Origin of the sequence: Sediminibacterium salmoneum NBRC 103935 (assembly GCF_000511175.1) — a bacterium.
GTDB lineage: Bacteria > Bacteroidota > Bacteroidia > Chitinophagales > Chitinophagaceae > Sediminibacterium > Sediminibacterium salmoneum.
On record NZ_KI866530.1, the window covers coordinates 149,439 to 168,403 of the forward strand.

Below are 18,965 nucleotides of genomic sequence, written 5' to 3' on the forward strand. Positions count from 1 at the left end.
AGCTTCTAAATAAAAAAGGCCCCGGGTTTTACCCGGGGCTTTTTTGTTGGGTTATCCAAAAAAAAGATGCATATAATTGTATATGCATCTTTATCTAATGATGTAAAATTGATTAAGTAATATTAGCTGTTAAACAGTCTGTCGAAGTGCAATTCGCCAAAATTTTGCAGAGAGCTCAATTTTAAATCAGCTGCTCCCCATTTTTCTTCTTTTGTTTGGGAATGGTGAGGAATTACCACGCATTTCATTCTGGCAGCTTTGGTTGCTATCATACCATTGAAGGAATCTTCAAAACAAACACACTCGGTTGGCTTGCTATTCATGGATTCTGCACAATTCAGATAAACCTGAGGGTGGGGTTTACCAAAAGGGAGAAACTCAGCAGAGGCAGTGGCGCTTAAATAAGGACCAATACCCGTCATATTAACTACCAGATCTATTAATTCAGGGGGAGAAGAGGTTGCCAGTCCTATTTTAAATTGTTTGTTTGCAAAAAAGTCAAATATATGCGGCACACCCGGCATAATGCTTGCTTTTTCTTCAATTTTTTTCAGTACACCCTTTACAATTTCCTTTTCTGCATCGGGAGCATGCTTCATATCTATTTTAAAAAAATGAAACCACCAATCTACAAACTCTTTAGTTCTGAGTCCTGTGGTGCTTGCATACATGGCATTGGATAATTGTACACCATACGATTTAAATGTATCTGTTGCAGCTTCATGCCAAAGTGGCTCACTGTCGATCAATAAGCCATCAATGTCAAAAATTACGGTTGTTAATGCCATCTGTTATTTTTTCTGCTGCAAATGTATAATCTATTCCTTATTTTGCACTGCTGGCCAATTATTATCGACATGAATTTAGTGGAAAGACTAAAAAATATTCGTTTAGTAAGATCATTCGTTTATGGTTTTGTAGGAATGGCTACTTATCCTGGTCTTACTGTTATCAATAGTATTAAAATAGAAGGTACAGAGCATCTAAAAAAGTTGCCTAAAAACAATGTACTCTTCGTAAGCAACCACCAGACCTATTTTGCTGATGTTATTACGTTCATTCATATTTTCTGTGCTGTTAAATGGAGAAAGGAAAACAAGCTGGGATTACCTTATTATCTACTGAATCCTTTTACGAATATTTATTTTGTTGCAGCAGAAGAAACCATGAATGGTAGTTTAATCAGCCGTATGTTTAAACTGGCTGGTGCATTAACTGTAAAAAGAACCTGGAGGGCGGAGGGTAAAGATGTTAGCAGATCCAGAGATGAATCTGACACACAGAAAATTGATCAGGCATTGAATAAGAGCTGGGTGATTACTTTTCCTCAGGGTACAACCAAACCTTTTGCTCCGGGCAGAAAAGGTACAGCACATATCATTAAAAACAATCAGCCTGTAGTAGTTCCAGTTGTAATAAATGGTTTCTGGAGAGCTTTCACAAAAAAAGGACTTTCATTTAAAAAGAAAGGCTCTCTTTTGTCAGTAAGATTTAAAGAGCCCATGGTTATTGATTATACGCAGTCTGTAGATGAAATCTTAGACCAGGTAATGGAAGCCATTGAGCAAAGCAAGAATTATATGCTCAAAGGGAAGCACCATTTAATGAGTAAGCTCGATAAATAATCGGTTTATTTTACAAACAACGCTTTCAGTTCACTGGCATCATCCGGTTTCATTTTGCCGGCCAGAATTAGTCTGAGTTGTCTTCTTCTTAAAGCACCATCGAACAGCCTTTGCTCATCTTCTGTCTCTGGAATTAATTGTGGAACAGGTCTGGGTTTTCCGTTAGGATCCAAAGCAACAAAAGTGAAAAATGCTTCATTGCTTTCGTATTTATACTGGTGAAGCAAATCTTCACCCCAGACTTTAAGGTGTACTTCCATGGAAGTATTGAATGCGCGGCAAACTTTTGCCTCGATATGAACAACATTTCCCAATTTGATTGGGTTCTTAAAACTTAAATTGTCAACTGATGCGGTCATACCGGGTGTGTTGGAATGCTTACCGGCAGCAATGCCAGCAGCAATATCCATCCAATACATCAAACGCCCCCCCATTAAATTTCCAAATGTATTGGTATCGTTGGGCAATACCAACTCATTCATAATTGTAAAACTTTCACTAGACTTTTTCGCCTCCATAACAGTAATTTCAAATGCAAATATAGGTTAGCTAATCCAGCAATGGTTAAATGGATATACTTTCCAGGCTGGATAGAAAATCAGGGTCAACTGTTGCGCCAATGCCGGGTTGATCGGATAATATCAGTTCTAATCCCTTGTATTGAACACCCTGGATAACAGGATCTACTTTATGTCCTAGCAAGCAAGTGTCTAAATCATAGAATACAATATTCTTCCTGGACATGGCAAAATGAACTTTAGCAGTTAATGCCAGTCTGCTTTCAAGCATTCCGCCCATCATACAAGGGATATTATTTTTTTCAGCTACTTCGTTAATTCTGGAAGCTTCAGCAATACCTCCGCTTTTGGCAAACTTAATATTGATATAGTGGCAGGCTTTATTTCTGATGATTCTTTCCGCATCGTGATGGGTGTAGACTGATTCGTCCGCCATTAACTTTATAGGAGAGATTTTGCAAAGTTCCGGCAATAATTCATCATTATACGTGCGCATGGGTTGTTCGCAAAACTCTATCTGGTAAGTTCCCAACGCAGTTAAAGCGGTTGCCGCATCATCGTATGTCCAACCCTGATTGGCATCAATTCTAAGGGCTGTTGTATAGCCAATTGCATTCCGGATGGCTCTGATTCTCTCAATATCATCAACCGCATTCTTTCCCAATTTTACCTTGATGGTTGCAACGCCATTTTCAACAAAACTTACCGCCTGTTTTGCCATGGCTTCAGGGCTGTCTATCCCAATGGTTAAATCACTGATGATTGGTTTACGGGATCCTCCCAGAAAAGCATACAATGGTTGGCCTGCATTTTGAGAAGCTATATCGTGTAATGCCAAATCAAATGCACTTTTGGCTGTATAATTTCCGGCAGTAAATAAATCCAGTTCCTTCATCCGGGTATTTATATCCAGCGGGTCTTTATTTTTCCAGATGTCTGCAAACTCCTTCGCCATTTCAAAACAAGTAGCCTGTGTTTCACCAACAATCATAGGGAATGCTGAGCATTCTCCGGTACCTGTAATTCCTTCGTTTGTTTGAACCTGAATCAAAAGGTTCTGTGCATAATGCATGGTACCTGTTGCAATGGTAAATGGCACCATTGGAATTGAATACTTGTAAATGTTTATGGATGTGATTTGCATAAGCAAATGTCTATTTTTCCTGGTAATAGCGTTCACATTTTTTCCAATACGAGAAGAAGCTTCCGAAGTATTGATTTACTGCTGGAAACAACCAGGATCTCTCTTCCTGAATTCCTTTGTATTGAGAAGCAATTGGATGTTCTTTAAAGAAGATTTTGTTTTTACCAACTATCGTTTCCAGTTCTTGAAATGTGCCGGCAAATACCTGAATATCCGATATATTGTCTTTGGCTAAATTCAAAATAAACTGCATTACTTTCTCACTTATCGGAAACTTCTCAAAATGGTCTGGTTCTAAAAGCAATATTCTGTTGGCATTGATTTCTTTGTGCCAGTTGGGGTCCAGATTATAAGAGTTATAAATAAGAGTAGGTAAAGATGAGTCTATAACAGGCGTATTTTTCTCATGTAATGGTGTGGTTAAATTAAATACTTCCGTTTCATAAAGTTCTGCTGGTATCTGTGCAGCTGGAAATGCTTCATAAGGGCAATCCAGAAAAGTTCCATGTTGATTCGTTCCGGTATACTTATTTATGTTTTCCTGATTTGCATAATACTTTTTGCTGCTGAATGATCCTGCAACCCATTGCCAGCTTAGCATATTACTGGCCAGATCGCCATCCAGTAAATGATAGTACATCCATTTTGCAGGCATAAGCCAGTGTGACCCTGCAATATTGCAGGTAAGCATGGCTGTATACATTCTGGAATGATTATGCATATAGCCCGTTTGATAGAGTTGCTGTATGGCTTGATCTATTGACTCAATGCCCGTACTGGCTGTAATAATACTAGAAGGAATCTGCCTGTGCTTTACCTTTTCCTGATCCTGTTTTAAATCACTTAAGATGGCAGCATGTTTGTGTTGCCACACTCTTTGGAAAAACTCTCTCCATGCCAGTTCCTGAACCAGTTTTTCAGAAATATATTTTCCGAATTTAGGTACTACTATTTCTTTTATTTGAGGCAGCTGAATCACTCCTCTGGCAATATAGGGGGAGAGGTAGGTTACTGCACCATTGATGAAATTTCTTGTCTTCTCATATTTTCGGGCATCTATTTGTTCAATGCGGGAAACAATTTCATTGTATTGAGTAGGTAAGGAAATCATTTTGTAATTGTATTTAAATAGTTTTCTGCAATCTGTAAATGGGCCTGTCTTTTTTGTTCCGGCATTTTATCGAAGGTTTTTATCAGCATACCCAGTCTTGGATTTTTTAAGAAAAAATCCCTGTGTACATGCATGAACCGCCAGAAAAGTGCATCCCATATTTCCTGCCATTTACCTTTGGGATAATTACTCATTTTAAGAATATAGTTACTGCCACTGATATAGGGTTTTGTAGTCATCATACCTCCATCTGCAAATTGTGTCATTCCATAAATATTGGGTACCATTACCCAATCATAAGCATCAACATACATTTCCATGAACCACTTATAAACTTCATCGGGATCAAATTCGCAGAGCAGCATGAAATTGCCTAATACCATTAATCTTTCTATATGATGATTATAGCCCGATTTATTTAGCTTGTTAATAACTTCATCTACAGGTACAATCCCGGTTTCTCCGGAATAAAAAGATGCCGGAATTTTTCTGCTGAAACCCCAGAAATTCTTAGTTCTCTGTTTGGAACCAATTCTGCCATATACCTGATAAATAAATTCTCTCCATCCAATTATCTGACGAATAAAACCTTCTAGCGAATTCATTGGAATTTCCTGTTTTTGAGCAAAAGCCAGTGTTTTGCTAACAATCCATTCAGGGGTTAATAAGCCTATATTCATCAATGGACTTAAAACACTATGGTTTAATACAGCTTCTCCTGCAACCATAGCATCTTCGTATTTCCCGAAATCATGAAAACGTTGTTGCAGGAACTGATCAAACCATGCTTCAGCTGAGGTAAAGTCTACCGGATAGTATTGTGGCCTGGATGAGTCTCCAAACGGTGCACTTTTCACCCCCGGACTTTTGGGAAATTGTTTTTTTACATAATTGGTTGCTTCAATAATAAATGCGTTCTCACTTGAAAGGGTAAATGACGGGGGAACAGCATTTTTAGGATACTTTTCCCTGTTTTCGGAATCAAAAGTCCATTTGCCCCCCAAAGGTTGTTCCTTTTCATTAACCAGTATTTTTCTTTGTTTTCGTTGCCAGGTATAGAAGTCGGTTTGAAAGAATGTTTTCTTCTTTTCGAAAAAGCCATCACAGTTTTCCAGGGTGTTTAAAAAGCCAGGGTTGTTAAATACCTGTAATTCAATCCCCTGGTCCCTACAGGCCCTTTTTAACCTCCTGGATAACCAATTATCTGCAGGATCAGCAACCTGAATATGATCAATTCCCTGTTGAACCAGAAACGGAATCAGCTGACGAATATCAGAGATGGGCTGATTGGCTTCAATATATTGAACTTCAAGTCCTTTCTCTTTTAAATAGGCTTCGTATGCTTTCATGCTTGCCCGATGCAACAAAAGTTTTTGAAAATGAAATGAAAACTGGTTGAAAAAGAGAAATTCTTCAATCAGAAAGACCGGATATTTTTTATCTAATGCTTTATTCTGTTTAAAAAGCTGGTGAGGGAAAACCAGGGATATTGTTTTCATATTAAGCCTTTACAACAAATTCATAATCGCTTTGTTGTATAACAAAACAGTAAAATGGAATCATTGAAAGGAAGGGTTGTATTATTGGCAGGTGCCACAGGTGGAGTTGGGTCACAGGTTGCCAGGCAATTAAGTGCCAGCGGCGCCATCGTATACATTACCGGCAGAGATAGTCAGAAATTGGAAGAAGTTGCAAAGCTTGCAGGAATTCCATCCAGCAGAACTTTTCAAATGGATATAACCAGTGAAGCTTCTGTTAACCAGGTAGTGGCGCAGGTATTGGGCCAAACCCCATTCATTCATACCCTTATCAATGCCACTGGAATTGGAATTATAAAAACCATGGATACGCTCGATTCGGCTTCCTTTGAAAAAGTGCTGCAGGTGAACCTGATTGGCGCTTTTTATCTGGTAAAAGCCGTTTTGCCAAATATGAAAGAACAAAAAAAAGGCCTTATTATAAATATTCCAGGAGTTTTGGGAAAAGTTCCCATGGCTGGCGCAGCAGCCTATAGTGCCAGTAAATATGGACTGGTTGGCATGATGCAAAGTATTAGGGAAGAACTGAAAAGAACGGAAATCCGTATTACCAATATATTCCTTGGCGGGATTGATTCTGCTTTCTGGGATACCATAGACCTGAGGGTTCAGCGCGATAAAATGATTATTGCAGAAGAAGCAGCAAAAGCCATCTGGTTCCTTTGCCAGCAACCTTCCAGTGGGGTGGTAAGTGAAATGGTTTTGCAGCCTTTCAATCACCAGGCAATCTGATGAATTTTTCCTGTTTTTTGAACAAATAAATCTTTCTTATAGAACTAGTACCGATATTTGTACTACGAACATCTGTTAGTATGAATATTTCCTTTGATAATACGGAGAATGCCTTTGCTTATAAGACGGATAAGGAATTAAACGGGGCTAAGTTTTTATTTAAAACCATGGAGTACCCCTGGTTTGTAAAGCTTGGAACCACGCTTACTCCTTATGTAATGAAATCAGGAATGCCGTTGGTAAATGGTTTGATTCGTAAAACGATTTTCAAGCAATTTGTGGGTGGCGAAACCTTGGAAGAAACGGCCAATGTTGGTAATTTATTAGGCAAATATGGCATTCAGGTAATTTTAGATTATGGCGTAGAAGGAAAAGAATCAGAAGCAAGTTTTGATCATGCTACAGAGGAGTTTCTTCGTGTTATTAATTACGCTGCTACCCAAACCAATATTCCTTTCATCAGTATAAAAGTTACCGGACTGGCCAGATTCGGATTGTTACAAACATTAAACGAAGCACCCAGACTAAGAAGCGGGGTACACGATCATGAAGAGGAAATTGCAGAATGGGACAGAGTAAGAGATCGCATGTACACTATCTGTGAACTGGCAGCAGAAAAAAACATAGGAGTTTTGATTGATGCAGAAGAAAGTTGGATTCAGGATCCTATTGACCGTCTTTGCATGGAGATGATGGAAGTGTTCAACAAAGAAAAAGTGATTGTTTACAATACTATTCAGCTATACAGACACGACCGTTTGCATTTTTTACAGCTTTCCTACAAGATTGCCAAACAGCAGCAATTCAAGTTGGGAATTAAGCTGGTTAGGGGTGCCTATATGGAGAAAGAAAGAGAGAGAGCTTTGGAAATGGGATATGGTTCACCCATTCAGCCTAACAAAGAAGCAACGGATGCTGATTTTAATAAAGCAGTGCAGTTTTGCTTTGATCATCTGGAAGATATTTCTGTAATAATTGCTTCTCACAATGAAGCCAGTAATTTACTGGCTGCGCAGATAATGCATGAACGCAATTTAGCTCACGATCATCCACATGTTCACTTTTCTCAGTTATACGGAATGAGCGATAATATTACTTTTAATCTTGCCAAGGAAGGTTTTAAAGTAAGCAAGTATTTGCCATTCGGACCTATCAAAGATGTAATTCCATATTTAATGAGAAGGGCAAAGGAAAACTCCAGTGTTGCCGGACAAACCGGAAGGGAGTTGTCGTTGATAAGGAAAGAAATAGCACGACGAAAGGTTTCATAACAGTATAAACGGTGCAGCAAAATATATGCTGAATGCGTCTTACTGAAAATGATAATTGATGAAACCATTAGTGATTCTTGTATTTTCCTTTCTGCTTATTAGCAGCGGGTATGCTCAGGTGGATAAACCTGTATTTCAGCATTTTTCAAAGGGTAAATCCTTTCTGGGTATTGGCTTTTCTCCGGTTTATTCAGATATGATTGGATCTTACACGGATGTGTCTATTCGTAAGAACAACACCAATCTGGGTTTATTGCTTGCCCCCATGTACGGAAAATTTATTGAGCAGAATTTAATGGTAGGGGTAATGGGAATTGCCGGATTTCATACCGAACAGAGAAAGTACATGACCTATCCGGTAACGAATGGTATTCCACCTTTTTTCCCTAACGTAGAAACGAAAGATGTAAATAATCATTTAGATCTTGGGTTGGTCCCAATGACCCGTTATTATTTTAATTTAAACAGGAGAAACAGCTTTGCCATTTTCCTGCAGGCTGGATTGCCGGCTGTTTACTCAAAGTACACCAATACAACTACCTATAAGTATGTTACGGGAGGTGCGGATCGGTTTTCTAACCAGTCCAGTGAGTTTACGCTAAGGGGCAGTATTGGTTTTGGACTTAGTGTGCAAGGCAGAATGGGGAGTTTTGATACTCATGTGAGCAATATGGGCTGGTTTTTAAGCTTCAATAAATTGCTGCAAAAAAAGTAATTTTCAATAATCACAATTTCTTCACAGATTTCTGAATGACTGCTAAATGCGGTCATTCTGTTGTTAATTTGTGTATGCAACAATACCATAATCTGCTAAAACATATTTTAGATAACGGTGCGCAGAAAACCGATCGTACAGGTACAGGTACTATTAGCTGTTTTGGCTACCAGATGCGATTTGATCTTTCCAAGGGATTCCCCCTGGTTACCACTAAAAAATTACATTTAAAGAGCATTATTTACGAATTGCTTTGGTTCCTGAACGGAGATACCAATATTCAATATTTAAAAGATAACGGTGTCAGTATCTGGAATGAATGGGCTGATGCCAATGGCGATCTGGGACCTGTTTATGGAAAGCAATGGAGAAGCTGGGAGGGAGCAGACGGTAAAGTGATTGACCAGATTGCAGATGTGTTGAATCAGATTAAAAATCAGCCGGATAGCCGAAGGATGATTGTGAGTGCATGGAATGTAGGAGAGCTTTCTAAAATGGCATTGATGCCCTGTCATAGTTTATTTCAGTTTTATGTTGCTGACGGCAAATTAAGTTGTCAGTTGTATCAGCGAAGTGCCGATGTTTTTTTGGGTGTGCCATTCAATATTGCTTCCTACGCTTTATTAACCATGATGATGGCCCAGGTAACCGGGCTAAAGGCAGGAGACTTTATCCATAGTTTTGGGGATGTGCATATTTATAATAACCATCTTTCACAGGTAGAACTACAGCTGAGCAGAGAACCTTTCCCCCTTCCTCAGATGCGCCTGAATCCTGAAGTGAAAGATTTGTTTGCATTTAAGTTTGAAGATTTTACATTAGAGAATTACCAATGTCATCCGGCCATTAAAGCACCGGTTGCAGTATAATATGATTTTATCAATAATTGTTGCGGCTTCAGAAAACAATGCTATTGGGTTGAATAATCAGCTCTTGTGGCGTTTGCCCAACGACCTTAAGTTTTTCAAGCAAACCACCTGGGCTATGCCAGTTATTATGGGAAGAAAAACTTTTGAATCACTGGCTGGCAAACCCCTGAATGGCAGACTGAATATAGTTATTAGCAGACAGGCAGACTGGTATTCGGAAGGCGTACAAAAGGCTGCTTCACTGGATGAAGCCATAGCAATTGCTGCAGCCCATCATTATAAAGAATCTTTTATTATTGGAGGAGGAGAGTTATATGCTGCATCACTTCCACTTGCCCATACTATTTATTTAACCAGGGTGGAAACTGTAATTGATGGCGACACATTTTTCCCGGCAATTAATGAAGGTCAATGGAAAATGGTAATGGAAGATGCGCATCCGGCCGATGATAAACATGCCTATCCTTATCGGTTTCAAAAGTGGATAAAGAAAAGCTAATATGGCATTGTATCCTTTTCTATATGTGTGGCTAATTCCTTTTTTAATTATTATTATTGTTGTTAGGAAAGAGAAGCTTGTTAATAGCTGGGTTCATTCTCTTTTGCCAATATTCAATTGGATCCTGTTGGTATATGCGGCATATCAACTCAGAATAATTGTTGGATTAATTCAATTTTTGAGATCTATTTCTGCAGCTGCACCTAAAAATTTTCATTGGCAGGATTACCTTGATTTCAGTACTATAAAGTTGATTGCATCTGTGTTTTTACCTTTTTTATTTCTTTTGACTACTTTTAATAAAAGCAAATGGTTTAGTTTGGCAATGATGATATTGTATATGGATATTGCTGAATGGCCAGACTACTCAAGCTGGGAATGGTTTAAAAACATAGCGATTATTTTTAGTTGGTTTGCTTTTCTGGCAGGTGGCAGATGGATCAGGCTCCACTCATTACAAATAAAAAAATGATGTACAGCCCAATCAAATTAAGTGCAAAGTACTTTCAGTATTGGCTATTTGCAGCAAATGCAAAAGGACATGGCGTTCATTCTCCGTTTGTATTTGAATTAATAGAACGAGTACTCAATGATGACCGCGACTTTTATTATTTTCCATTGATAGAAGCTGCCAGGGAATCTTACTTGCAAGATCATACAGTTTTGAATATTACAGATTTTGGTGCCGGCTCAAGATTGAATGCTTCCAATACAAGATCAATTTCCTCTATTGCAAAATCAAAGCTGAAATCTAAAAAATATTCGCAGCTCTTATTTAGAATGGTGAATTATTTTGGGTCATCTACTATTCTGGAATTAGGAACTTCTCTGGGAATTTCTACCAGCTATCTGGCAGCGGCCAATTCCAATGCCAGTATAATCACTGTAGAAGAATCAACCGAAATTGCAGCAATTGCTAAAAAACATTTTCAATATCTGGGGCTGAAAAATATAGTACAGGTAACGGGTAATTTAGATGAAACCTTGCCAGTAGTATTGTCTCAAAATCCACACCTCGACTTTGTATTAATTGATGGAAATTATCGCATGGAACCCAAGCTTCGTTACTTTGAGTGGCTAAAGCCACAGTTGCACGAATATTCAGTTTTGGTATTTGATGATATTCACCGGAGTAAGGAAATGGAGATGGCCTGGAAGCTAATTCAAGCCGATGAAATGGTAACCCTTACCATTGATTTATTTTTTATTGGATTGGTTTTTTTCAGAAAGGAAAACAAAGAAAAGCAGCATTTCTCTGTTCGCTATTAAAGCGTTAACTTACATACATGATAATAGGGATTTTAAAAGAACCCGTTGGTGAAAAAAGGGTAGCCTTGCTTCCTGCTCAGTTAACCCCATTACTGCAGTCAGGGGTTGAAGTATTGGTTGAAACAGAAGCTGGTGTTTTGTCATTTGCTTCCGATTCAGACTATGAATTAGTGGGAGCCAAAATAGCCACTCGCACAAATCTTATTCAAAGTGCTGATATTATTGTTGGATTCTGGGGAATTGAATCCTCAGAGCTGAAACAGGCGAAGTCTAATATTATATTTATTGGCGTTTTGCAGCCACTCTTCAATTATTCGCAAATGAAAGACTGGGCTGCTTTGGGTTGCACTGCTTTTAGCTTAGATATGATACCCCGTACTACCAGGGCTCAGTCGATGGACGTTTTAAGTAGTCAGGCAAATATTGCAGGTTATAAAGCTGTTCTGAAAGCGGCTGATTTATTGCCCCATTATTTTCCTATGTTCATGACAGCAGCAGGAAGTATCCCTCCGGCAAAAGTGTTGATACTGGGTGCAGGTGTGGCAGGCTTGCAGGCTATTGCAACTGCTAAGAGACTAGGTGCTGTTGTGGAAGTTTCAGACACAAGGCCTGCTGTAAAAGAAGAAGTGATGAGTCTGGGTGCAAAATTTATTGAAGTGGAGGGGGCAGCTGATGCTTCTGCTGCCGGAGGATATGCCGTAGAACAATCAGATGAATTTAAACAGAAGCAAAAAGAAAGATTGGCCGCATCCGTTGCCAAATCGGATGTAATTATTGCTGCCGCGCAAATTCAAGGCAAGAAAGCACCTTTACTGATTGATGAAACCATGCTGAAGCTAATGAAACCTGGCTCAGTAGTAATTGATTTGGCAGCTTCAACAGGAGGTAATGTTTTTGGAGTTCAGCAAAACACCATCAATCATATTAACGGAATAACATTGTATGGCAACAGCCATCTTGCTGCTGATATGCCGGTGGATGCAAGCAAAGTGTATGGTAAGAATATTTATAATTTCCTAAAGTTGATTGTTTCCAAGGAAGGCAACATTCAACTCAACTTTGAAGACGATATTGTTAAAGGTTGTTGTATTCTGCACAATGGTGCAGTAGTGCATGAAAGAATTCTGGCATTGTTAAATAGTTAATTGGACATCATGAATACATTTTTGGTATTTCTGCAGGAACATATAGAGATGGTATATATAGTGCTGCTTTCGATATTCCTGGGGATAGAAGTAATAGGCAGAGTGCCAAGTGTATTGCACACGCCACTAATGAGTGGAGCCAATGCCATACATGGTGTGGTAATTATCGGAGCCATTATTGTGATGGGACAAGTTGAAGCAGACGATTGGCTTGCTTTGAGTATTGGTTTTTTAGCCGTTGTTTTGGGTACACTGAATGTGGTAGGTGGATTTGTGGTGACAGACAGAATGTTGGAAATGTTTAAGAAGAAAAAATAAGATGGAATTAAATCTGCTTACACTTTGTTATCTGCTGGGTTCTTTAAGTTTTATTATTGGACTTAAAATGCTTTCCCATCCTGATACTGCACGCAAGGGTAATTGGGTAGCAGCGGCAGGTATGGCCATTGCTATATTCGGAACCATTTTTCTGTATAATGAAGATGGAGTTAAGCTGGGGAATTATCCATGGATATTTGCCGGGCTAGCTGTAGGAACTATCATTGGAACATTGGCAGCACAGAAAGTAAAAATGACTGCCATGCCCGAAATGGTTAGTCTTTTCAATGGCATGGGAGGTGCTTGTGCTGCACTTATTTCTATTGTTGAATTCAGACATCTGATACACACTGCCCAATTAGGCTTGGATAGTTCCGAAATCAAGCTAAGTATAGATACAGTAACACTTCTAATTATTTTTGCCGGACTGATTATTGGAACTATTTCTTTTTCAGGAAGCATGATTGCCTGGGGGAAGTTAAACGGAAAGGTAAAAGACCTGGCATTCAATGGTCAGCAAATGGCCAATAATGTGCTTTTAATTGGGATCCTTGCTTTTGCAGCATACCTGACTTATAATATTTCTAATACCAACTTTTTCTGGTTTTATCTCATTGCTTTTGCTGCTGTTCTGTATGGAGTGCTGTTTGTTTTACCCATTGGGGGAGCAGATATGCCTGTAGTGATTTCTTTGCTGAATTCATTCACAGGTGTGGCAGCTGCATGTGGCGGATTTTTATATGATAATCAGGTTATGCTAACGGGGGGGATTCTGGTGGGGGCAGCAGGAACATTGCTTACCATACTCATGTGTAAAGCCATGAACAGAAGTTTAACCAATGTGCTGCTTGGTTCTTTTGGTGGCTCAGTAAAAGGAGAGCAACAAGCTGTTACTGGAACTTATAAAGAAATATCACTTAGTGATGCTGCTATTTGTATGAGCTATGCCAGTAAAGTCATGATTGTTCCCGGGTATGGCTTGGCGGTTGCACAGGCACAACATATTTGTCATGAACTGGAACAATTACTGGAAGAAAAAGGCGTAGAAGTAAAGTATGCCATTCATCCCGTAGCAGGCAGAATGCCAGGACATATGAATGTGTTGCTGGCAGAAGCAGATGTAAACTATGATGCCCTTCTGGAAATGGAAGATGCCAATAATGAATTTAAATCCACAGATGTAGTTTTGATATTGGGTGCAAATGATGTGGTAAACCCGGCAGCCAAAACCGATCCGGCATCCCCCATATATGGCATGCCTATTTTAGAAGTAGAACAGGCTAAAACAGTTATTGTAAACAAGCGGAGTATGAAACCCGGATATGCGGGAATTGAAAATGCTTTATTTTTCCAGCCTAAAACATCCATGTTATTTGGTGATGCCAAAGCTGCATTGCAGAAACTGGTTGCAGAGATAAAATCTGTGTAAGGTGAATTTACCTAAATTATTTATAGAGTCGCTGACAGGAGTTAATGGCTTTGATCGGGAAAGTTTTGAAGCAGTTCACCAAACAGGAGAACAGATTACCAGCATACGATTGCATCCTCAGAAAAAAGCAAATGTTCAACCTGATTTGCTCGATGGTAAAGTTCCCTGGAGCAGCCAGGGATACTATTTAAAACTGCGCCCTTCATTTACACATGACCCCTTGTTTCATGCAGGTGCCTATTATGTTCAGGAAGCCAGTTCTATGTTTTTGGAACATGCTTTGCAAAACAGGATACAGGGAACAGGAAAGGGTTTGAGAATATTGGATTTATGTGCAGCGCCTGGCGGAAAATCAACGCTGCTGGCAAGCCTTTATCCGGATGCGCTGATTATAAGTAATGAAGTGATTAAATCCCGGGCTGCCATATTAGTGGAAAATACTACTAAATGGGGGATGCCCAATATGGTAGTAACCAATAATGATCCGGAGCATTTTAAAGACTTTGCTGGTTACTTTGATATTATAGTTGTAGACGCTCCCTGCAGTGGTAGTGGCATGTTCCGGAAAGATCCTGCTGCAATTAACGAGTGGAGCGAACAAAATGTAATTCACTGCAGTCAGAGACAGGAACGTATATTGGCTAATATTGTTCCCTGTTTAAAAGAGAATGGTTTGCTGGTATACTCTACTTGTTCCTATTCATTGGAAGAAGATGAAAAAATAGCTGACTGGCTGGTAAGTGAAATGAAACTGGCATCCTGTAAAATCAGTATAGAAAGTCAGTGGAATATTGTAGAAACTATTTCTATCCAGACAAATGCATACGGATACCGCTTTTATCCAAATAAGCTGAAGGGAGAGGGTTTTTATCTTGCCGTTTTTCAGAAAACATCTGCATCCTTACCGGACCAATTGCGAGAGGCACTGCTTGTTAAACCCAGTAAATCCGAATTAGAAGGGCTTACTCCATTTGTTACGGACATTTCCGAAGCTTTTTATTTTAAACAGAACAATAGCATCCGCTTTTTACCGCCTGCTTTTGTGAATGACCTTCAGGCATTGTCGTCGAGGTTGTACATTAAAAAAGCAGGTATTGAAATGGGGGAGTTCAAGGGGAAATCCTGGATACCTTCCCACGAATGGGCGGTCTCGGTATTGCCCAAAAGCGGAATTCCTTCCCTACAGCTCGATAAGGAATCGGCCATTCAGTTTTTAAAAAGGGGTAATTTCTCTGTTGAAGCTGCCAATCCCGGATGGAATTGGGTTGCTTTTCAGGAAGTAACACTGGGTTTGGTTAAAGTTTTGCCCAACCGAATCAATAATTATTATCCATCCGAATGGAGAATATTAAAAGATTAACTTTGCAGACCATTTAATTGATTATGTACCTAAGAAATTATATATTTTTCACCTTCCTTTTTCTCTCTGCATTTGCCAATGCACAGGATAAATTAATTGCAGCCGGGGCAATCGGAGACCTGCACATTATACATCAACTAAAAGGCAAGGAAACCTTATCTGTACTGAGCAGAATTTATGGAGCCACTCCCAGACAAATTGCGGCATATAACAATATTAATGTGAGTGCTGTGCTTTCTCCGGGTGTAAAATTGAAAATTCCATTATCGGAAGAAAACCTGGTTCAGGAACAGGAGTTCGCAACCAGCGAACCTGTTTTTCATATTGCCGGTAATGGTGAAAATCTTTTTAGACTCAGTCAGCGGTACTTCAAAGTTCCACTGGCTAAACTGCGCGAATGGAACGACTTAAAAACAGATGTTCTAAAAAAGGGTCAGGCAATTGTTATAGGATTTATTGGGGGAGCAAAACTGGCGGCAATGAAAGCCGATGCTCCGGCGGCCAATGCGCAGGTTTTTGTGAAGCCTCCGGTGATAGGTGCCCCTGTTGAACCTCAGCCACTAAAAGATCCGAATGTGATGGATGCTTCCGTAGATGGTACCAGAGAAATGAAGAAAGGTGAAATGAAACCGTTGACAGAAACAGATAAGTTTTTTGCCAAAGCAGCTGCAGACAAGGCCAAAAAAGAGGCAGAAGCCGCTGCCAATATTGTTCCTCCTCCTGTTCCACTTGAGCAATTTAAAGAAGCAAATAAAGTATCGCCTTCTGAATATAAAATCAGTGAGGAAGAATTAAGATACACGCCTAAGCAAGGTGATGAAGGGTACTTCGGTCTTATTTATGCAATGGATGAACCCACAAAAAACAAGATTAATAAAGCAGGTGATGCGGGCACGTTCAAATCTTTAAGTGGATTTTCGGATCGGAAATTCTATGTGTTAATGAATGATGTTTTGCCTGGTACAATTGTGCGCATTTCAACTGCAGATAATAAATCGGTATGCGCCAGGGTTCTGGGGCCTGTACCAGAAATTAAGGGAGCACCCGCATTAATTATTCGGTTAAGCAATGCTACTGCGGCCGCATTGGGTAAGGCCGACAATTATTTTCCTGTAACGATTACTTATTTACAATAATATGAAAATGCAAATCCTTTCTTCTCTATTATTATTTGCTGTTATCTCCTGCAATTCTACAACCAGTGAAAATCAGGTTGCTGCTGAAACGTCTGAAGTTGTAGTTCAATCAGGCGGTTCTATTACTGTAAAAGCATTCGATCTGAAAATGAAGTTGCCGGGTGTTCAGATTTTAGATGTAAGAACTGCAGGTGAATTTCAGGGAGGCCATTTTAAAAATGCTTTACAAGCCAACTGGCTAAACGAGGGGGAGTTTGCTGAAAGAGTGCAATACATTGATAAGGCTAAACCCGTATTGGTCTATTGTGCATCAGGCGTAAGAAGTGAAGAGGCAATGAACTGGATGAAGCAAAACGGGTTTCAGGATGTAAATAATTTAAAAGGAGGCTTGTCGGCTTGGCGTATGGAAGGAATGCCACTGGAAACGAAGGCCGCAAGAGCGGAAATAAGTATTGCTGCTTTTAAGGCAAGTACCAAAACAGGAACCATTTTAGTGGATATTGGAGCAGAATGGTGTCCTCCCTGTGTAAAAATGGAACCAGTGCTTCAGCAGTTACAAAAAGAAAAAGGAGCCCAGTTTAATTTAGTAAAAGTAGATGGGGGAATTGATATTACCGTGATGAAAGAATTGCGATCAGAAGGTCTTCCCACATTTATAGTATTTAAGAATGGAAAGGAAGTATGGCGCAAGCAGGGATTGGTAGATTTGCCAACGCTAAGCAAAGCCATTGAATAGCAGAAGATTGAAGTATAATCAAATATTGGAATAATCCAAAACCCCTTAATCCTTTGTTTCGCTGTTTTCCTGTAAGTTATAGCCTCTTAGAAAATCAGTAACAGGCATGCGCTTTTTCCCTTCCAGCTGAATTTCCAGAAGATGAAGATATCCGTTGGCGCAACTGAATTTTAGAAAACTTTTATTGTCGGTGAATACTTTTCCGGTTTCAAATGGGTGTTGTGCTTGTTCTTTTTTGCTGCGGTAAACTTTTAATATTTTTCCGTCTAAGTAGGTTATGGCACCGGGAAATTGTGAAAGGCCTCTTACCAGATTGTGCAGTTTTTCAACCGGGTTGTTCCAATTAATAACGCAATCTGCAGTGAAAATTTTAGGAGCATGCTTGTTTTCTGCTGTTAATTGCTGCGGTTGTTCCAGAATGATTCCTTCTTCCAGTTGTAGGAGCGTTTTTACCAATAATTGAGCCCCTGTTATTTTCATCCGGTCGTGTACTTCTGTGGCCGTTTCATCCTCGCCAATTTCCATGGATTCCTGCAGCAGAATATCTCCGGTATCAATCTCATGTTTTAATTTGAAAGTAGTTACACCTGTTGTTTTTTCTCCATTTATCACCGCCCAATTAATGGGAGCGGCGCCTCTGTATTGCGGCAACAAGGAGCCATGAACATTAATAGTGCCTTTGGGAGGCATATTCCATACCATTTCAGGCAACATTCTGAAAGCTACTACAACCTGAAGGTCAGCCGCCAGCTTTTTAAGTGAATCAATAAATTCCGGATCTTTTAATTTCAGTGGCTGTAGAACGGGAATATTGTGCTGTACAGCAAATTGTTTTACTGCACTTTGGTTCATTTTCAGACCTCTGCCAGCAGGTTTATCCGGTGCGGTTACAACAGCAACTACATTGAAACCATTGGAAATCAAGGCATCCAAAGAGGCAACTGCAAAATCCGGGGTTCCCATAAAAACAATACGCATATCCAGTTTTTAGGCTGCAAAGTTAGGTTTCCATTGAATCTTAACTAAAAATACTTCGTCAGGTTGGGGAAGGATAGTATTTTTGCAGCTTAATATTTATTTATGCAACAAGCAAAAAAAGGTGATAAGGTTAAAGTACATTATCACGGAAAGTTAACCAATGGCAACACATTCGATTCCTCAGAGGGAAGAGAACCATTGGAATTTGAAATTGGAAGCGGTATGGTAATTGCCGGTTTTGATGATGGTGTTACAGGTATGATTATTGGTGAAAAAAAGACAATCAGTATTCCGGCAGATCAGGCATATGGTCCAAAACAGGAGGAAATGATTATGGAATTTCCTAAAGACAGATTTCCTGCAGACATGGTACCTGAAGTAGGCATGCAATTGAATATGAGCAATGGTTCAGGACAAAATTTTCCTGTAATGATTGTAGAAGTAAAAGATGCGGTAGTGGTATTGGATGCCAATCATCCTTTAGCAGGTGAAGAGTTGATTTTTGATTTGGAATTAGTAGCCATTGATGGTCCTAAGTCTATCATCATCACTCCTTAATTTTCATTTCCTTA

The 18,965-nt window shown here is 39.4% G+C and carries 21 protein-coding genes; 15 read left to right on the forward strand and 6 right to left on the reverse strand.

All coding sequences use genetic code 11. The features are described from left to right. Positions 1-122: 122 nt before the first annotated feature. Positions 123-788: a hexitol phosphatase HxpB gene (gene hxpB, locus P767_RS0100820; RefSeq protein ID WP_026763021.1), complete on the reverse strand. Its 666-nt coding sequence runs from the start codon at positions 786-788 to the stop codon at positions 123-125. A gap of 69 nt (positions 789-857) precedes the next feature. Between hxpB and P767_RS15175 the strand changes: the two genes are divergently transcribed. Beyond that, positions 858-1,625: a lysophospholipid acyltransferase family protein gene (locus tag P767_RS15175; RefSeq protein ID WP_037351477.1), complete on the forward strand. Its 768-nt coding sequence runs from the start codon at positions 858-860 to the stop codon at positions 1,623-1,625. Between the two features lie 5 nt (positions 1,626-1,630). Here the strand turns inward: P767_RS15175 and P767_RS0100830 are convergent, their stop codons facing one another. The 4 genes from P767_RS0100830 to P767_RS0100845 are packed head-to-tail and all read right to left on the reverse strand — an operon-like array spanning position 1,631 to position 5,897. Further along, complete coding sequence (locus P767_RS0100830) at positions 1,631-2,143, reverse strand: acyl-CoA thioesterase (protein ID WP_026763022.1); 513 nt, start codon at positions 2,141-2,143, stop codon at positions 1,631-1,633. Positions 2,144-2,189: 46 nt separating this feature from the next. Continuing rightward, complete coding sequence (locus P767_RS0100835) at positions 2,190-3,287, reverse strand: mandelate racemase/muconate lactonizing enzyme family protein (protein ID WP_026763023.1); 1,098 nt, start codon at positions 3,285-3,287, stop codon at positions 2,190-2,192. 10 nt (positions 3,288-3,297) lie between these two features. Next, positions 3,298-4,398, reverse strand: a complete 1,101-nt coding sequence (locus tag P767_RS0100840) for an FAD-binding domain-containing protein (RefSeq protein ID WP_026763024.1) — start codon at positions 4,396-4,398, stop codon at positions 3,298-3,300. Beyond that, positions 4,395-5,897, reverse strand: a complete 1,503-nt coding sequence (locus tag P767_RS0100845; RefSeq protein WP_026763025.1) for a cryptochrome/photolyase family protein — start codon at positions 5,895-5,897, stop codon at positions 4,395-4,397. Before P767_RS0100845 ends, P767_RS0100840 begins: the two co-directional genes overlap by 4 nt. Before the next feature lie 54 nt (positions 5,898-5,951). Here P767_RS0100845 and P767_RS0100850 point away from each other — a divergent pair, with 54 nt between their 5' ends. The 13 genes from P767_RS0100850 to P767_RS0100910 all read left to right on the forward strand — a co-directional run bounded on the left by P767_RS0100850 (position 5,952) and on the right by P767_RS0100910 (position 17,415). Next, entirely contained in the window at positions 5,952-6,668 is a 717-nt protein-coding gene (locus tag P767_RS0100850; RefSeq protein WP_051416950.1) for an SDR family oxidoreductase, read from the forward strand. An 80-nt stretch (positions 6,669-6,748) separates the two neighbouring features. Then, positions 6,749-7,939 carry a proline dehydrogenase family protein gene (locus P767_RS0100855; protein WP_026763027.1) on the forward strand — a complete coding sequence of 397 codons (1,191 nt, stop codon included), beginning with the start codon at positions 6,749-6,751 and terminating at the stop codon, positions 7,937-7,939. A gap of 58 nt (positions 7,940-7,997) precedes the next feature. Then, complete coding sequence (locus tag P767_RS0100860) at positions 7,998-8,654, forward strand: hypothetical protein (RefSeq protein ID WP_026763028.1); 657 nt, start codon at positions 7,998-8,000, stop codon at positions 8,652-8,654. Between the two features lie 74 nt (positions 8,655-8,728). Further along, positions 8,729-9,523, forward strand: a complete 795-nt coding sequence (locus tag P767_RS0100865) for a thymidylate synthase (protein ID WP_026763029.1) — start codon at positions 8,729-8,731, stop codon at positions 9,521-9,523. 1 nt (position 9,524) lies between these two features. Next, positions 9,525-10,022 carry a dihydrofolate reductase gene (locus P767_RS0100870; RefSeq protein WP_026763030.1) on the forward strand — a complete coding sequence of 166 codons (498 nt, stop codon included), beginning with the start codon at positions 9,525-9,527 and terminating at the stop codon, positions 10,020-10,022. 178 nt (positions 10,023-10,200) lie between these two features. Continuing rightward, the gene (locus P767_RS18230; RefSeq protein ID WP_157611296.1) at positions 10,201-10,494 is read left to right on the forward strand and encodes a hypothetical protein; all 294 of its coding nucleotides are present in this window, start codon (positions 10,201-10,203) and stop codon (positions 10,492-10,494) included. Continuing rightward, a complete protein-coding gene (locus P767_RS0100880) occupies positions 10,491-11,291 on the forward strand; it encodes an O-methyltransferase (protein ID WP_245586807.1) in 801 nt (266 codons plus the stop codon). The genes P767_RS18230 and P767_RS0100880 overlap by 4 nt, the downstream gene beginning before the upstream one ends. 17 nt (positions 11,292-11,308) lie before the next feature. Further along, positions 11,309-12,436, forward strand: coding sequence for an NAD(P) transhydrogenase subunit alpha (locus P767_RS0100885; RefSeq protein ID WP_026763033.1), 1,128 nt, complete (start codon positions 11,309-11,311; stop codon positions 12,434-12,436). Positions 12,437-12,445: 9 nt separating this feature from the next. Beyond that, positions 12,446-12,754: an NAD(P) transhydrogenase subunit alpha part 2 gene (locus tag P767_RS0100890; RefSeq protein ID WP_026763034.1), complete on the forward strand. Its 309-nt coding sequence runs from the start codon at positions 12,446-12,448 to the stop codon at positions 12,752-12,754. Position 12,755: 1 nt separating this feature from the next. Further along, positions 12,756-14,183 carry an NAD(P)(+) transhydrogenase (Re/Si-specific) subunit beta gene (locus P767_RS0100895; protein ID WP_026763035.1) on the forward strand — a complete coding sequence of 476 codons (1,428 nt, stop codon included), beginning with the start codon at positions 12,756-12,758 and terminating at the stop codon, positions 14,181-14,183. Between the two features lies 1 nt (position 14,184). Continuing rightward, positions 14,185-15,543, forward strand: a complete 1,359-nt coding sequence (locus P767_RS0100900) for a methyltransferase RsmF C-terminal domain-like protein (protein WP_051416953.1) — start codon at positions 14,185-14,187, stop codon at positions 15,541-15,543. A 23-nt stretch (positions 15,544-15,566) separates the two neighbouring features. Next, on the forward strand, positions 15,567-16,679 hold the full coding sequence (locus P767_RS0100905; protein WP_026763037.1) for a LysM peptidoglycan-binding domain-containing protein: 1,113 nt from the start codon (positions 15,567-15,569) through the stop codon (positions 16,677-16,679). A 1-nt stretch (position 16,680) separates the two neighbouring features. Beyond that, positions 16,681-17,415, forward strand: coding sequence for a rhodanese-like domain-containing protein (locus P767_RS0100910; RefSeq protein ID WP_026763038.1), 735 nt, complete (start codon positions 16,681-16,683; stop codon positions 17,413-17,415). Positions 17,416-17,460: 45 nt separating this feature from the next. On the opposite strand, the gene fmt is transcribed toward P767_RS0100910, so the two are convergent. Beyond that, entirely contained in the window at positions 17,461-18,393 is a 933-nt protein-coding gene (gene fmt, locus P767_RS0100915) for a methionyl-tRNA formyltransferase (protein ID WP_026763039.1), read from the reverse strand. A 102-nt stretch (positions 18,394-18,495) separates the two neighbouring features. On the opposite strand from fmt, the gene P767_RS0100920 reads away from it, so the two are divergent. Further along, positions 18,496-18,951, forward strand: coding sequence for an FKBP-type peptidyl-prolyl cis-trans isomerase (locus P767_RS0100920; protein WP_026763040.1), 456 nt, complete (start codon positions 18,496-18,498; stop codon positions 18,949-18,951). Positions 18,952-18,965: the final 14 nt, after the last annotated feature.

Bases quoted from the DNA above. Each gene is read 5' to 3' on its own strand.
- hxpB (WP_026763021.1), bottom strand. From the start codon at position 788: ATGGCATTAACAACCGTAATTTTTGACATTGATGGCTTATTGATCGAC.
- P767_RS15175 (WP_037351477.1), top strand. From the start codon at position 858: ATGAATTTAGTGGAAAGACTAAAAAATATTCGTTTAGTAAGATCATTC.
- P767_RS0100830 (WP_026763022.1), bottom strand. From the start codon at position 2,143: ATGGAGGCGAAAAAGTCTAGTGAAAGTTTTACAATTATGAATGAGTTG.
- P767_RS0100835 (WP_026763023.1), bottom strand. From the start codon at position 3,287: ATGCAAATCACATCCATAAACATTTACAAGTATTCAATTCCAATGGTG.
- P767_RS0100840 (WP_026763024.1), bottom strand. From the start codon at position 4,398: ATGATTTCCTTACCTACTCAATACAATGAAATTGTTTCCCGCATTGAA.
- P767_RS0100845 (WP_026763025.1), bottom strand. From the start codon at position 5,897: ATGAAAACAATATCCCTGGTTTTCCCTCACCAGCTTTTTAAACAGAAT.
- P767_RS0100850 (WP_051416950.1), top strand. From the start codon at position 5,952: ATGGAATCATTGAAAGGAAGGGTTGTATTATTGGCAGGTGCCACAGGT.
- P767_RS0100855 (WP_026763027.1), top strand. From the start codon at position 6,749: ATGAATATTTCCTTTGATAATACGGAGAATGCCTTTGCTTATAAGACG.
- P767_RS0100860 (WP_026763028.1), top strand. From the start codon at position 7,998: ATGAAACCATTAGTGATTCTTGTATTTTCCTTTCTGCTTATTAGCAGC.
- P767_RS0100865 (WP_026763029.1), top strand. From the start codon at position 8,729: ATGCAACAATACCATAATCTGCTAAAACATATTTTAGATAACGGTGCG.
- P767_RS0100870 (WP_026763030.1), top strand. From the start codon at position 9,525: ATGATTTTATCAATAATTGTTGCGGCTTCAGAAAACAATGCTATTGGG.
- P767_RS0100880 (WP_245586807.1), top strand. From the start codon at position 10,491: ATGATGTACAGCCCAATCAAATTAAGTGCAAAGTACTTTCAGTATTGG.
- P767_RS0100885 (WP_026763033.1), top strand. From the start codon at position 11,309: ATGATAATAGGGATTTTAAAAGAACCCGTTGGTGAAAAAAGGGTAGCC.
- P767_RS0100890 (WP_026763034.1), top strand. From the start codon at position 12,446: ATGAATACATTTTTGGTATTTCTGCAGGAACATATAGAGATGGTATAT.
- P767_RS0100895 (WP_026763035.1), top strand. From the start codon at position 12,756: ATGGAATTAAATCTGCTTACACTTTGTTATCTGCTGGGTTCTTTAAGT.
- P767_RS0100905 (WP_026763037.1), top strand. From the start codon at position 15,567: ATGTACCTAAGAAATTATATATTTTTCACCTTCCTTTTTCTCTCTGCA.
- P767_RS0100910 (WP_026763038.1), top strand. From the start codon at position 16,681: ATGAAAATGCAAATCCTTTCTTCTCTATTATTATTTGCTGTTATCTCC.
- fmt (WP_026763039.1), bottom strand. From the start codon at position 18,393: ATGCGTATTGTTTTTATGGGAACCCCGGATTTTGCAGTTGCCTCTTTG.
- P767_RS0100920 (WP_026763040.1), top strand. From the start codon at position 18,496: ATGCAACAAGCAAAAAAAGGTGATAAGGTTAAAGTACATTATCACGGA.